The sequence below is a fragment of the Pseudoclavibacter sp. AY1F1 genome (genome assembly GCF_002931075.1).
Classification (GTDB): domain Bacteria; phylum Actinomycetota; class Actinomycetes; order Actinomycetales; family Microbacteriaceae; genus Pseudoclavibacter.
The window spans coordinates 247,773-260,681 of record NZ_PSTQ01000003.1 but is presented as its reverse complement, the minus strand read 5'-3'; the positions used below and the strand labels follow the sequence as shown (position 1 = coordinate 260,681).

The 12,909-nt window shown below is 67.5% G+C and carries 12 protein-coding genes; 5 read left to right on the top strand and 7 right to left on the bottom strand.

Features of this window, described 5'->3' with window-relative positions; genetic code table 11:
• Nucleotides 1–40: 40 nt before the first annotated feature.
• The 3 genes from C5B85_RS07430 to C5B85_RS07420 all read left to right on the top strand — a co-directional run bounded on the left by C5B85_RS07430 (nt 41) and on the right by C5B85_RS07420 (nt 2,658).
• Entirely contained in the window at nt 41–703 is a 663-nt protein-coding gene (locus C5B85_RS07430) for a GntR family transcriptional regulator (RefSeq protein WP_258070648.1), read from the top strand.
• Nucleotides 704–867: 164 nt separating this feature from the next.
• Nucleotides 868–1,803 (top strand): SDR family oxidoreductase, encoded by a 936-nt coding sequence (locus C5B85_RS07425; protein ID WP_104285371.1) that lies wholly within the window; start codon nt 868–870, stop codon nt 1,801–1,803.
• A 9-nt stretch (nt 1,804–1,812) separates the two neighbouring features.
• Nucleotides 1,813–2,658, top strand: a complete 846-nt coding sequence (locus C5B85_RS07420; RefSeq protein WP_104285370.1) for a helix-turn-helix transcriptional regulator — start codon at nt 1,813–1,815, stop codon at nt 2,656–2,658.
• A gap of 528 nt (nt 2,659–3,186) precedes the next feature.
• Here the strand turns inward: C5B85_RS07420 and C5B85_RS07415 are convergent.
• The 5 genes from C5B85_RS07415 to C5B85_RS07395 form a co-directional block, all read right to left on the bottom strand.
• Nucleotides 3,187–3,702: a heat shock protein transcriptional repressor HspR gene (locus C5B85_RS07415; RefSeq protein ID WP_104285369.1), complete on the bottom strand. Its 516-nt coding sequence runs from the start codon at nt 3,700–3,702 to the stop codon at nt 3,187–3,189.
• A gap of 8 nt (nt 3,703–3,710) precedes the next feature.
• Nucleotides 3,711–4,724 carry a DnaJ C-terminal domain-containing protein gene (locus C5B85_RS07410; protein ID WP_104285368.1) on the bottom strand — a complete coding sequence of 338 codons (1,014 nt, stop codon included), beginning with the start codon at nt 4,722–4,724 and terminating at the stop codon, nt 3,711–3,713.
• Nucleotides 4,725–4,827: 103 nt separating this feature from the next.
• The gene (locus tag C5B85_RS07405; protein WP_104285367.1) at nt 4,828–5,538 is read right to left on the bottom strand and encodes a nucleotide exchange factor GrpE; all 711 of its coding nucleotides are present in this window, start codon (nt 5,536–5,538) and stop codon (nt 4,828–4,830) included.
• 2 nt (nt 5,539–5,540) lie between these two features.
• A complete protein-coding gene (gene dnaK, locus C5B85_RS07400; protein WP_104285366.1) occupies nt 5,541–7,406 on the bottom strand; it encodes a molecular chaperone DnaK in 1,866 nt (621 codons plus the stop codon).
• 183 nt (nt 7,407–7,589) lie between these two features.
• Nucleotides 7,590–7,943 carry a nuclear transport factor 2 family protein gene (locus C5B85_RS07395; RefSeq protein ID WP_181064327.1) on the bottom strand — a complete coding sequence of 118 codons (354 nt, stop codon included), beginning with the start codon at nt 7,941–7,943 and terminating at the stop codon, nt 7,590–7,592.
• Between the two features lie 79 nt (nt 7,944–8,022).
• Between C5B85_RS07395 and C5B85_RS07390 the strand changes: the two genes are divergently transcribed.
• Nucleotides 8,023–8,844, top strand: a complete 822-nt coding sequence (locus tag C5B85_RS07390) for a MerR family transcriptional regulator (RefSeq protein WP_181064326.1) — start codon at nt 8,023–8,025, stop codon at nt 8,842–8,844.
• Here C5B85_RS07390 and C5B85_RS07385 read toward each other — a convergent pair.
• Together C5B85_RS07385 and C5B85_RS07380 are read right to left on the bottom strand one after the other, a co-directional pair.
• Nucleotides 8,775–9,545 carry a MerR family transcriptional regulator gene (locus C5B85_RS07385; RefSeq protein WP_104285364.1) on the bottom strand — a complete coding sequence of 257 codons (771 nt, stop codon included), beginning with the start codon at nt 9,543–9,545 and terminating at the stop codon, nt 8,775–8,777. The genes C5B85_RS07390 and C5B85_RS07385 overlap by 70 nt on opposite strands.
• 83 nt (nt 9,546–9,628) lie before the next feature.
• Nucleotides 9,629–10,876 carry a DUF418 domain-containing protein gene (locus C5B85_RS07380; RefSeq protein WP_258070646.1) on the bottom strand — a complete coding sequence of 416 codons (1,248 nt, stop codon included), beginning with the start codon at nt 10,874–10,876 and terminating at the stop codon, nt 9,629–9,631.
• 298 nt (nt 10,877–11,174) lie between these two features.
• Between C5B85_RS07380 and C5B85_RS07375 the strand changes: the two genes are divergently transcribed.
• On the top strand, nt 11,175–12,800 hold the full coding sequence (locus C5B85_RS07375; RefSeq protein ID WP_181064325.1) for an ABC transporter substrate-binding protein: 1,626 nt from the start codon (nt 11,175–11,177) through the stop codon (nt 12,798–12,800).
• Nucleotides 12,801–12,909: the final 109 nt, after the last annotated feature.

Genomic DNA, 12,909 nt, shown 5'->3' with positions numbered 1-12,909 from the left:
CGACGCCTCACGCGGAGAAAGCCGAGCTGCAATGACACAGATGAAAAACGAGACCAGCCCAGTCATCGAGCAGATCCGATCTGGCATCGTCACCGGCAGGTTCGAACCAGGCGAACTCCTCGCGGAGATCCGTCTCGCAGAGGAATTCCAGGTCAGCCGAACCCCTATTCGCGAGGCGCTCAAGCAATTGCAGATCGAGGGCCTCGTCGAGATCAGGCCTCGCGTCGGGTCATTCGTCCGCAAGCCCACGCGACGGGAAGTCGTAGAACTCTTCCAGATGAAAGAGGCCCTGGAAGGCCTCGCCGCGGGCCTCCTCGCCCAACGCGGCGAGGTGCCGGAGCTGCGCCGTCTCGAACAGAACATCGCCGACGAGCGCGAAGCCGTCCGCCGTGGTGACGCCGGGGCGTATGCCGCTCTTGTCCACGACTTCCACCAGACGCTCGTCGACGGAGCCGACAACCAGAAGCTCACCGAACACTACGAGCTGCTCATGAACCAGCTTGCCTACCACCGCCTCGTTCAGCAGACCCTCGAGGTGCCAGGTCGTCTCGCGAGCTCGCTCAACGAGCACGCCGTCATCCTGGAGGCGATTCGCACGCGCGACCCGCTCACCGCGGAGCTCTCCGCGCGTCGTCACGTAGCGGCGGCACGCCAAACCGTCGCCATCGCCGCGTTCACCGACCTGGAGCAGCACTCCAGTTAGACCTTCGACGGCCTGAACCGCGACGAGACAGGGACTGGGAATCCCTGGATGAGTGAGTCCTGAATCGAAGAACATGTGAGCAGCACACTGGTTCCACCGGCCAGGCTGCGCATTCACTTCAGCGGCACCATCTGGCGCTCGCCCGCACAACTCAGGAGACTCCCGTGCCCAAGAACATCGACATCCAGGTCCCGTCCCTCACCGGCAAGCTCGCGCTCGTGACGGGCGCGAGCGACGGCATCGGCTTCCACATCGCCAGTCGCCTCGCCCGCGCTGGCGCCGAGGTGATCATGCCCGTGCGCAACCGCGAGAAGGGCGAGAAGGCCGCCGAGCGCATCCGCAACTCGAACCCGAGCGCAAAGCTCGAGCTGCGCGACCTGGACCTGTCGTCGCTGGCCTCGGTCGCCGCCCTCACGGGGGAGCTGGCCACCGAGGGACGCCCCATCAACATCCTCATCAACAACGCCGGCGTCATGACGCCGCCAGAGCGCCGCGCGACAAGCGACGGCTTCGAGCTGCAGTTCGGCACCAACCACCTCGGCCACTTCGCGCTCACGACCGGCCTCCTCCCGCTCCTCAAGGAGGGCAAGGCACACGTCACCACGCAGATCAGCGTCGCGGCGAACCAGGGCGCCGTGAACTGGGACGACCTCAACTGGGAGCGCAGCTACAGCAACATGGGCTCGTACAGCTCGTCGAAGATCGCCACGGGCCTGCTCGGCATGCACCTGCACCGCCTCAGCGAGACGAACGGCTGGGGCATCCAGAGCAACCTCTCGCACCCCGGCGTCTCCCCCACGAACCTGCTCTCCGCGCAGCCGGGCATGGGCCGCACGAGCGACACGACCGAGGTGAAGGTCATCCGCGTGCTCTCCCGCATCGGCATCGCCGGTACCCCGCAAAGCGCGGCCCTCCCCGCGATCCTCGCGGCCACCAGCCCGGACGCGAAGGGCGGGCGCCTGTACGGGCCGAAGGGGCCCGGTCACATCGGCGGCCGACCCGGCGAGCAGAAGCTCTACTCGCGGGTCACGAGTGAAGCGGATGCGCGCCGCCTGTGGGAGCTGTCCGAGCAGCTCGTCGCCGAGCACGTCGCCCGCTAACCTCGCCTCATGGACAGAGCCCAACTTGCCGACTTCCTTCGCAGCCGCCGCGAGGCGCTGCAGCCGGAAGACGTCGGCCTGACAAAGGGGCCGCGCCGCCGGACGGCGGGCCTGCGGCGTGAGGAGGTCGCGGCGCTCAGCGACATGTCGGTCGACTACTACAGCCGACTCGAGCAGAGCCGTGGCCCGCAGCCGTCCGAGCAGATGCTCGCCGCCATCGCGCGCGGCCTGCGCCTCACCGTCGCGGAGCGCGACCACCTCTTCCACCTCGCCGGCCACCAGCCGCCGAAGCGCACGATCAGCGGCGAGCACGTCGCGCCCGGACTCATGCGCATCCTCGACAGGCTCGCCGATACCCCGGCGCAGGTCATGACCGCCATGGGCGAGACGCTTGTGCAGACGCCCGCGGCACGGGCGCTGTTCGGCGACGAGACCAGGTTCACCGGCAACGCCCGCAGCGTCGTCTACCGCTGGTTCACCGACCCGGGCGCCCGCGACGTCTACCCAGATGACGACCACAAGAAGCTGGGCCGGGCGTTCGCGGCGGATGCGCGCAGCTTCGCGGCCCAACAGGGTCCGGGCTCCCGCGCGCAGCGGGTCGTGGACGCGCTCCTCCTCGAGAGCCCGGAGTTCGCCGAGATCTGGGCCGACCACGAGATCAACGCGACGCACGAACTCGAGAAGCGGGTGCAGCATCCCGAGACCGGGGTGATCACCGTGCAGTGCCAGTTCCTCGTCGACCCCATGCAGGGCCAGACGCTCTTGGTGCTCACGGCGACACCAGGCACCGAGAACTACGACAAGCTGCAGCTGCTCTCCGTGCTCGGCACGCAACGCCTGACCGCGGGCGCCTGAAGCCGCGAGCACCCGCCCGCGCCAGCCCCGGGAGCGCGGCACGACAGCAACCGCGACCGCCCGCCCCAGCGAGCGCAACCGCGACCGCCCCGCATCCACCACCGCGACCGTCCCCAGAAGTTGTGGTTTTGTGCTGTTGCGCCACTTCACAGCGGCATCTCGCCACAACTCTGCGCTGCCTCGGATGCACGCGAAGCACACCCGCCAGGGATGCCAATGACGCCGCCGACGCCGCCCGGCGCCCTGCACCTGAGGCCACAGCCCCATCCCCCCAGGGGACACCCCATCCCGCAGGGGACACCCCATCCCGCAGGAGACAGAGTTGTGGCCCGGTGTTGTTTCCGCGAACGGGAACGACATCGGGCCACAACTTTCTGGAGTTCGGCGGCGGTAGCGGCAGCAACCGCAGAGTCAGCAGCAGCAGCAGCAGCGGCAGCAGCCGCCGCCGCCGCAGAGTCAGCAGCAGCGGCAGCAGCGGTAGCGGCGGCAGCAGCAGCGGTAGAGCCGCAGCCGCAGCCTCGACGCGCGTTAGTCGCTCGCGGGCTTCTTCGCGGTGGGCCGGCGCCTGCGAACCGTGCGCGGGCGGTCCGCCTCGACGTCAGACTCCGCCTCGTGGACTCGGGCCGGCCGCCACACGACGACCTCCGTGCGACGGGCCATGCGGCGCCCGTGCGCGAGTGGCACGACGTCGCCGCGCTCGCCAGCCGCGAAGACGCGACCGCCAAGCCTCGTGAGTCGCTCGTCGGCAAGCTCCGCCTCGAGCGCGCGTACGCGGCGGCGCAGCCCGAGCACCTCGCGCTGCAACTCGAGCACGCGGGCTATGCCCTCCAAGCTCACGCCCTCGTTCGAGAGCACCGCGATCTCGCGGAGCTGCGCCACGTCGCGGAGCGAGTAGCGCCGCACGCGGCCGGCCGTGCGCTGGGGCGTGACCAGGCCCATCCGGTCGTACTGTCGCAGGGTCTGCGGGTGCATGTTCGCGAGCTCGGCCGCCATGGCAATCGCGAAGATCGGGGCGTCCTCGTCGAGGTCGGAGGGGAAAGCCATGGGCGTCCCTACCTGCCCTGGCGGGCGAGGCGGAGGAGGTCCTCGCGCGGGCTCTCGTCACCGGATGCGGCGACGAAGTCGGCGAGCGCCTTCTCCTGCGCGCTCGAGAGGTGGTTGGGGACAGCGACCTCGAGGTGGACGAGCAGGTCGCCCTTGCCCTTCTTCGACTCGATGCCGCGGCCCTTGACACGCAGCGTCTTGCCGTTCGGCGTGCCGGGCGCGACCTTGACGCGCACGGTGCCGCCGTCGACGGTCGGCACCTCGATCGTGGCACCGAGCACTGCCTCCGCGAAGGAGACGGGCACGGTCACCTCGAGGTTGAGGCCGGAGCGCGTGAACACAGGGTCCGGGCGCACGGTCACGGTGAGGATGAGGTCTCCAGGCTCGCCGCCGTTGGGGCTCTGCCCGCCCTTGCCGCGAAGCCGGATCTTCTGCCCGTCTTCAACACCGGCCGGGACACGCACCTTGACGACGCGTCCATCCTGCCCCTGCAGTTCCACAGTGTCGCCCTTGATGGCGGTCATGAACCCGAGAGTCGTGGATGCGCTCTGGTCGCGACCCTTCTGCGGTCCCGTCTGGAACCCGGCAGGCCCGCCGGCCCCTCCACCGAAGCTGCCGGCACCGAACCCGCCGCCACCTCCGCCGAACATGGAGCCGAGGAGGTCCTCGAAGTCGGCGTTGGATGCCCCGCGGCGCCCACCGCCGCCACCGTTGAACATTCCGCCGAACACGTCCTCGAAGCCAGCGCCGCCTGGGCCACCTGGCCCCTGCTGGAAGCGGGCGCCTGAGCCCATAGCGCGCATCTGGTCGTACTCTGCGCGGTGCTCGGGGTCGGAGATGACCGAGTACGCCTCGGAGATCTCCTTGAACTTTGCCTCAGCAGCGTCGTCTCCCGGGTGCGAGTCAGGGTGATACTGGCGCGCGAGCTTCCGGTACTGCTTCTTGAGGTCTTTTTCGTCTACGTCCTTCGATACGCCGAGCACCGCGTAGAAGTCCTTGTCGAACCAATCTTGACTGGCCATATGGTCCTTCTGTTCCTAGGGATGAGCATGAACACAAGAGGGGGCCCGCAGCAGCGGCGCCCCCTCCCGTGTTCGATCGGTGCGGGTGCTCCGATCGCGGTGCTTATGAAGCGGGTACGAAGACCGCCGCCTTCGCGACGCGGACAACGCGGTCACCGACCGTGTAGCCGCGCTCGACGACGTCAGCAACTGTGTCGGTCGTGACGCTCGGGTTGGGCAGCTGGGCGATCGCCTCGTACCGCTGCGGATCGAAGGCCTCGCCGGCCTCACCGTATGCGGTGAGGCCGAGGCGCTCGACTGCCGTGCGGAGCTTGTTGGCGATGACGGCCATGGGCGTGTCCTCGACGAGGTCGCCGTGCTTCTGGGCACGGTCGAAGTCGTCGAGCACCGGGAGGAGGGAGCGGAGCACTTCAGCCTTGGTGGCGTCGTATGCTTCGGTCTTCTCGCGGTCGGTGCGACGGCGGTAGTTGGCGTACTCCGCCTGGACGCGCTGCAGGTCCTGCAGGCGCTCCTGCGCGAGATCGCTCTCGCCAGGGGTGCCCTCGGTCGGTGCGTCCGCTGCGCCTTCGCCGCTGAGGAGCTTCTCGAGATCCTCGACGCTCAGGCCGTCCGCCGCGGCTTCAGCAGCCTCGCCGGCGGCCGGGTCGGCGTCGTCCGTGTTGGACTCAGCCGACTCGGCGCCAGCAGCCTTGCCGAGGTCGCGAACTTCGCCAGTCTCCGGGTCGATCCGACGCTTGTCGTTGATGATCGGCTCGTTTGCTTCTCCCGAGTTCTCGGGACCGCGTGCTTCTGACTCGTTTCGCTCTTCAGCCATGACTACTTGTTGTCCTTGTCGTCCTCGTCGTCCACGACCTCAGCGTCGACGATGTCATCGTCGGCTGCCTGGTCTCCGGCGGGTGCGTCAGCCGTGGGGGCTTCCGCTGCCTGCTCAGCCTGGGCTGCGGCGTAGATGGCCTCGCCGAGCTTCGTCTGGCTGGTGTTGAGCTTGTCGAGCGCCGTCTTCACAGCCGCGTCGTCGTCACCAGCGAGGGCCGTCTTGAGAGCATCAACGTCGCCCTGGACCTCGTTCTTGACGTCGGCGGGCAGCTTGTCGTCGTTCTCGGTGAGCACCTTCTCGACCTGGTAGACCGTGGTCTCGGCGATGTTGCGCTGCTCGGCGCCTTCTCGACGCTTCTTGTCCTCTTCCGCGTGCTCTTCAGCTTCGCGGACCATGCGCTCGATGTCTTCCTTGCCAAGGCTGGAACCACCGGTGATCGTCATCGACTGCTCCTTGCCCGTGCCCTTGTCCTTTGCGGAGACGTGCACGATGCCGTTGGCGTCGATGTCGAACGTGACCTCGATCTGCGGCATGCCGCGCGGGGCGGGTGCGATGCCGGTGAGCTCGAAGGTTCCGAGGTTCTTGTTGTCGCGGGTGAACTCGCGCTCACCCTGGAAGACCTGGATCTGCACGGAAGGCTGGTTGTCGTCAGCCGTCGTGAAGGTCTCGCTTCGCTTGGTCGGGATGGCCGTGTTGCGCTCGATGAGCTTGGTCATGATGCCGCCCTTGGTCTCGATGCCGAGGGAGAGGGGCGTGACGTCGATGAGGAGGACGTCCTTGCGCTCACCCTTCAGCACACCGGCCTGAAGAGCGGCGCCGACGGCGACGACCTCGTCAGGGTTGACGCCCTTGTTGGCGTCCTTGCCGCTGAGCTTCTTGACGAGCTCGGCGACTGCCGGCATACGGGTGGAGCCACCGACGAGCACGACGTGGTCGATCTCGTTGACCTTGATGCCTGCTTCGCGGATGACATCTTCGAACGGCTTGCGGGTGCGCTCGAGGAGGTCCTTGGTGAGGTCCTCGAACTTCGCGCGAGTGATGCTCGTGTCGAGGTTCGCGGGTCCGTTCTCCGTGAGGGAGAGGTAGGGCAGCTGGATGCTGGCGCTCGTGGAGCTGGAGAGCTCCTTCTTTGCCTGCTCAGCGGCTTCCTTCAGACGCTGGAGCGCGATCTTGTCGTTTGCGACATCGACGCCGGTCTGCGACTTGAACTCCGTGATGAGGTACTTGACGAGACGGTCGTCCCAGTCGTCGCCACCGAGGCGGTTGTCGCCAGCGGTGGAGCGAACCTGAATGGTGGAGAAGTCGTCGTCCTTGCCCACCTCGAGGAGGGAGACGTCGAACGTTCCGCCACCGAGGTCGAAGACGAGGATGAGCTCGTCTTCCTTGCCCTTGTCGAGGCCGTACGCGAGTGCGGCTGCGGTGGGCTCGTTGATGATGCGGAGCACGTTGAGGCCGGCGATCTCACCGGCTTCCTTCGTGGCCTGACGCTCGGCGTCGTTGAAGTAGGCGGGGACGGTGATGACCGCGTCGGTCACCTTGTCGCCCAGGTACTGCTCGGCGTCGCGCTTGAGCTTGCCGAGGATGCGCGCGGAGATCTCCTGCGCGGTGTACTTCTTCTCGTCGATGCCCTGGGTCCAGGTGGTGCCCATGTGGCGCTTGACGGAGCCGATGGTGCGGTCGACGTTCGTGACGGCCTGGCGCTTCGCGGTCTCGCCGACGAGGACGTCGCCGTCCTTCGTGAAGGCGACGATCGACGGGGTGGTGCGGAAGCCTTCGGCGTTTGCGATGACCTTCGGCTCGCCACCTTCGAGGACTGCGACGCAGGAGTTCGTGGTTCCGAGGTCGATTCCAACAGCACGTGACATGTGTGGTTCTCCTTTTGTAGAGCTGCTTGTGTGAGTCTGAGTCGGCTCGGGTTGCTGCTCGAGGGTCGTGATGCGTCGAGGTGGATGCAGACCTGAGCCGGATGCACTCAAGTTTACTCAGCGAGTCGATGTCGTCAAGCTCAGCGACTGTGAGTTGAGTGTGAGCGGCTCAAGTCTGAGCCCTCAAGCGACTCGAATGATCAGGCGCTGGATGAGGCCGTCGGCTCCGAGATCGAAGGTGCTCGTCAGATCGACTCGTCCGCCGGGGAAATCCCCCTCCAGCCGTTCCGTCACGGATACGCGCGGCCCATTCGACGAGGCATCGAGGAGTGTCGCGGTGAACGTGAACGCCGTCGAAACCTCTCGACGCCAGCGTGCGATCTCCGTTCTTCCGCGGAGCCCCTCCCCGTTGTCGTCGACGAACGCGGCTTCTGTGAACAGTCGTGCGAGGGCCTCCGGGTCAGTGTTCGATTTCGCCGCCAGATAGGCGGACACAGCGTCGGGGAGCTCGGACGACTCGGGTTCTGTGGCGTTCATGGGGTTCCTTCCGTTGGGGCGTGCAGGTCTTCGAACGCTCCCGCTTCCCCTTAGGGGAAGGTCAAGCCAGGATGAGCGTGTGCCCGCATCCATGACCATCGGCGATTTCAGCAGGGCCACCAGGCTCAGCGCGAAGGCCCTCCGCTTCTACCACCGGGTGGGGCTGCTCGAGCCCGCCACGGTCGATCCGGCAACGAGCTACCGACGCTACGACCCGACGCAGATCGAGGAAGCGCGGATGATCCACCAGCTCCGCGCGCTCGACATGCCCATCGACGACATCAGAAGAACTCTCGAGGCACAGGAACTCACCTCGCGTCGGGCCGCCCTCTCCGACCATCTCACCCGACTCGAGCAGCGCCTCGCCGAGACTCGGACTGCAGTTGCCTCCCTGCGTGCGCTCCTGGAATCGCCGACGACGAACCCCATCGAGATCCACGAAACTCCTGCCCAGGACGTGGTGATCATCCGCGACACCATCCCGCTTCGAGACCTGGGCGACTGGTTCACGGCGACGCGGCTGCACCTCGATGAAGCGGTCGCCGCGGCCGGGGTCGAGCGAGCCGGAGCCCTCGGCGGCCTGTGGTCGACGGAGCTCTTCCTCGACGAGGTCGGTGAAGGTGCGCTCTTCTACCCGGTCGGCGGCGGTCGAGCTGGTTCATGGTCCAGCCCGGCCGGGTCCAACCTGGCCGCCTTCGAGACACTCCCCGCGGCGCGGCTCGCGGTGATCGTGCACGAGGGCGGGGACGAGACGATCGGCAATGCCTACGCCGCGCTCGGCGCCTACGTCGCCGAGTTGGGCGGTGGAGCACCAGGGCCAGTCCGCGAATCCTATGGCGGAGCCGCCCCCGCAGGACCGGGATCGACCGAGATCGGCTGGCCGATGTCCGACATCACCTGAAGCATGGCGCGCGCGAGGACGTCGAGCTGCGCCTCGTTGTAGAGCGCGCGCATGGACTCGATGAGGACACTCTGCGCAAGCGGCTGCGACTGCAGCGTGCGCGGCTCGGTGAGCAGCCAAGGGTAGCGGTCGAGGTTCTCGCGGAGTGCAGGCAGCATCTGCTCCACGAGGGCCAGCCGCTCCGGCTCCCCGGCATCGGCGGGCAGCGCCTCGAAGGCCGCGTCGAGTGCCTGATACCCCCGCTGGCCGTCCTCGAACATCTCCTTCACGTCGGCCATCGCCGCGTCGTCGTAGACCTGCGCGAAGATCGAGGCGAGCGAGCGATCTGTGGGCGTCATGCCCTCGGCGATGCCCTCGAACCCCGTGGGCGTATCCAGCGGCGCCCCGTGGGCGAGCAGAGATCTCACCTCATCTCGGACGCGCTCCAGCCGTTGGATGCTCGCTTCGAGTTCCGAATGCAGGTCTCGCAGCAGTGCGTGCGGGTCACCGTCGGCAACCGCATCCGGGATCTTCGAGAGCGGCACCCCGAGGTCGCTCAGTCGGCGCACCTGCAGCACCCGGACCAGGTGCTGCACGCCGTACCGTTTGTAGCCGTTCGCCTGCCGTTCGGGCTCGGCGAGGAGGCCGAGCGCGTGATAGTGGCGAACAGCATTCACCGTGGTGCCCGCCAACTGCGCGAGCTGACTTGTGCTCCAGACCATGGGTTTCCTCCCTGCGCCGAGTATCACAGCGGCCACCGACAATCCGTGGCGAGCGCCCAGCCGAACAGGCCTCGCCACGGACGTCACGTGCGCTTGCGCAGCGTGCGGTAGCTGAGCTTGCGCAGCACGACCTCCGCCGGACCGCGGATGTTCCGACGGTCCAGCAGGTAGGCGACGGCGAGCGTGAGCATCCACGCGCCGATCGCGACCGCCATTGCCGACCAGCTGGACAGGTGCGCGCCAAGTCCGAGCCCCCAGGCGGCGAGCAGCGGGACGAACAGCAGTGATTGGGCGAGGTAGCCACTCAGCGACCTGCGTCCCAGCGCGAGCAGCGCCCGGCCGGGGAGGCGCAGGCCTGACCCTCGGGTCTGCACGCGGTGGGCGATGAGGCCGAAGGCCGCCGCGTACCCGACGCCGCCGAAGATGCCGGTGAAGAAGTGCACGGAACCGAACCCGGCCGGGTTGGGAACCTCGAGCATCCCGAAGTGCGCGAACACCTGCACAACACCGGCCGACCAGGCGATCGCGATACCGCCGAAGGCCGCCGTCCGCAGCAGCGGGAGGTGCTTTCCGGGCTCCTCGAGGACTCGATGCCTGGCAGCCAGCAGGCCGAACAGGAATGCCGTCGGAAGGGCCAGCGATGCGACGCCGCTCAGCAGGCCGGGGAACCAGGCCGCGACGCGCATCGTCAGGGCCGCGACGTAGTCGGTCTCGGCGAGGATCGGCTGCTGCGAGTTGGGGACGGCGGGCATGGCGGGTAGGACCTGCAACGCAAGGAACGAGCCGACCGCGAAGACCAACCCGACACCGAGGAAGATGCAGATCCAGATCTTCAGCGTCCGGTCGCTGCGGTTGAAGAAGAGGGGCACCATGATCAACCCGATGAGACCGTAGGTCCCCAGGATGTCCCCCTGCCAGAGAAGGGCCGCGTGCACGAGTCCGAACGCCAGCAGGCACCAGTGGCGTGTGCGCAGCAGGCGACGCGCATCCTTCACCGACAGCCCCTTCGCGACCTGCCGTGAGAAGAGCTGCCAGATGCCGTAGGCGAAGAGGAAGCCGAACATCGTGTGCGTGCGCGTGTCGACGACGACGATCGTGAACGCCTGCGCGATCCGATCCGCGAGGCTCCCGTCAGCGGGATGCATGAGGGTAACGCCGATCTCCGAGGTGAACAGGAACCAGGGGGTGTGGGCGAGCGCGATGAGCAGCAGCATCATCCCGCGCGCGAGGTCAGGGGCGATCGCTCGCTCGGAGACAGGGGTCGGGGTGGCGGCCCCGTCGGGCGCCGACACCGGGCGCGGCTCGGGGCCCTTGTCGATGCTGGTGGTCACGGTGGATGCTCCTTCGTCGGGTTGCATGCATCCATCGGACACCGTGTGGTCACCACAGGGTCAAGCGGGAATCCCCGTAACCCCGCGTCAGGTTCTTGCGCAGGGCGTCACCGAGCGACAGCCCGGAGGCCTCTGTTACACGATTCCTGGACGCCGCCTTGGCTTCCTGCCACGCTCGCGCCAGCCCGCTCTTGCGAGCGTGCCGCCTCAGCCCCCAGCCCCAGCCCTCAGCCCTCAGCCCTCAATGCATCCACCCCCAGTGCATCCACCCCACGCAGCCACTCACGACAGGACCGTCATGATCAGACGCCGCTCCACCTTCTCCGCCGCCGTCATCGGCGCGACTCTCACCTCCCTCCTCCTCAGCGGATGCGCGACCGGGCAGAGCACCGCGAGCGCGGGTTCAGACACCCCCGCGCAGGGCGGCGACCTCGTGCACGCCGTCACCGCCATCGCCGATGGCTGGCAGCAGCAGCAGTCGAACAACTGGCACAAGAGCCAAGTGTGGACGCAGCTCGTCGAGACGCTCGTCTACGTCGACAGCACCGGCGAGGTGCACCCGTGGCTTGCCGAATCGTGGGAGGAGAGCGAAGACGGCCTCCAGTACACGCTGAAGCTGCGCGACGACGTGAGCTTCTCAGACGGCACCCAGCTCAACGCCGACATCGTCGCGAAGAACCTCGAAGTGCTCGGCCTCGGCGACGAGAGCAAGGGCATCCCCCGCTCGCCCATCGTGCCAGGCGAGTTCGCGAGCGCCGAGGCCGTCGACGACTCGACCGTGCTCGTGACCCTCAGCTCCCCCAACCGCGGGTTCATCCCGAGCCTCGGCTTCTTCGCCGCAGGCATCCTGGGCGAGAGCACGATCGACCTGCCGCTCGAGGAGCAGGCGAAGCTCGAGAACGTCGTCGGCACGGGCCCCTTCGTCTTCGAGTCGCAGGTGCCGGAGCGCGAGATCGTCGTCACGAAGCGCGACGACTACAACTGGGCGAGTGAGGCGTTCGACCACGAGGGCCCCGCCTACCTCGACTCCATCACCTTCAACGTGCTCGAAGAGGACTCCGCCCGCCAGGGCGCCCTCGAGGCCGGCCAGGTCGACTCGGTGCACTTCGTGCAGCCGAGCGAGGAGCAGCGCCTCACCGACGAGGGCTTCAACGTCATCTACGGCGAGTACCTCGGCACGCCCATCAACTTCGTGCTGCGCCCCAACGCGGAGATCACGGACGACGTGAAGGTGCGCCAGGCTATCCAGCACGGCGTGAACCGCGAGGAGATCGTCGACACCGTCTACAACTCCAACTGGAAGCCGGCCACCTCGTCGGTGCAGGCCGCGACGCCGGGCTGGGTCGACCTGAGCGAGAACCTCGCCTTCGACCAGGAGCTCTCGAACACGCTGCTCGACGAGTCCGGCTGGACGGAGACGGATGGCGACGGCTACCGCGTCAAGGACGGCACGCGCCTCACGATCCCCGCCTACACCTCGCCGTTCGTGAACGGCTCGGCCCAGATCCTCGAGCTCGCCGCGCAGCAGCTCAAGGCCGTCGGCATCGAGCTCGAAATTCGCCAGTCGGATGCGAGCACCTACAGCGATATCTTCGCCGCCGGTGGCACGCCGATCTTCCCGGTCGCGAACTCGTTCCTCGACGCGACCACGCTCCGCCAGTACTGGGGCCAGGACTACACGAACCAGTTCCAGTTGACGAACGGCGAGCTCGAGGAGCAGCTGCTCGGCGTCTCCGAGACCGCGAACGGCAGCGACGAGCGCGCCGCCAACCTCGCCGAGCTGCAGGAGACAGTGCTCGAGGAGGCCTACACGGTGCCGATCGTCGACAACTACCAGGTGTTCGTGACGGCGCCGGACGTGCACGGCATCGAGACCAACGCCGTCGGCCGCCCGTACTTCTACGACGCCTGGCTCGACCGGTAGGCGCCGCCCACCTCGTCAAACTTCGGTGACAACTCGGCCCTTTCTGCTCGTTTCGAGCGCGCTGCGCCACAGTTGTCACCGAAGTTCGTCGGCTGCCTTCACCACTGCC

Excerpts from the sequence above, each read along its gene's own strand:
- C5B85_RS07430 (WP_258070648.1), top strand. The coding sequence starts at position 41 with ATGAAAAACGAGACCAGCCCAGTCATCGAGCAGATCCGATCTGGCATC.
- C5B85_RS07420 (WP_104285370.1), top strand. The coding sequence starts at position 1,813 with ATGGACAGAGCCCAACTTGCCGACTTCCTTCGCAGCCGCCGCGAGGCG.
- C5B85_RS07415 (WP_104285369.1), bottom strand. The coding sequence starts at position 3,702 with ATGGCTTTCCCCTCCGACCTCGACGAGGACGCCCCGATCTTCGCGATT.
- C5B85_RS07410 (WP_104285368.1), bottom strand. The coding sequence starts at position 4,724 with ATGGCCAGTCAAGATTGGTTCGACAAGGACTTCTACGCGGTGCTCGGC.
- C5B85_RS07405 (WP_104285367.1), bottom strand. The coding sequence starts at position 5,538 with ATGGCTGAAGAGCGAAACGAGTCAGAAGCACGCGGTCCCGAGAACTCG.
- dnaK (WP_104285366.1), bottom strand. The coding sequence starts at position 7,406 with ATGTCACGTGCTGTTGGAATCGACCTCGGAACCACGAACTCCTGCGTC.
- C5B85_RS07395 (WP_181064327.1), bottom strand. The coding sequence starts at position 7,943 with ATGAACGCCACAGAACCCGAGTCGTCCGAGCTCCCCGACGCTGTGTCC.
- C5B85_RS07385 (WP_104285364.1), bottom strand. The coding sequence starts at position 9,545 with ATGGTCTGGAGCACAAGTCAGCTCGCGCAGTTGGCGGGCACCACGGTG.
- C5B85_RS07375 (WP_181064325.1), top strand. The coding sequence starts at position 11,175 with ATGATCAGACGCCGCTCCACCTTCTCCGCCGCCGTCATCGGCGCGACT.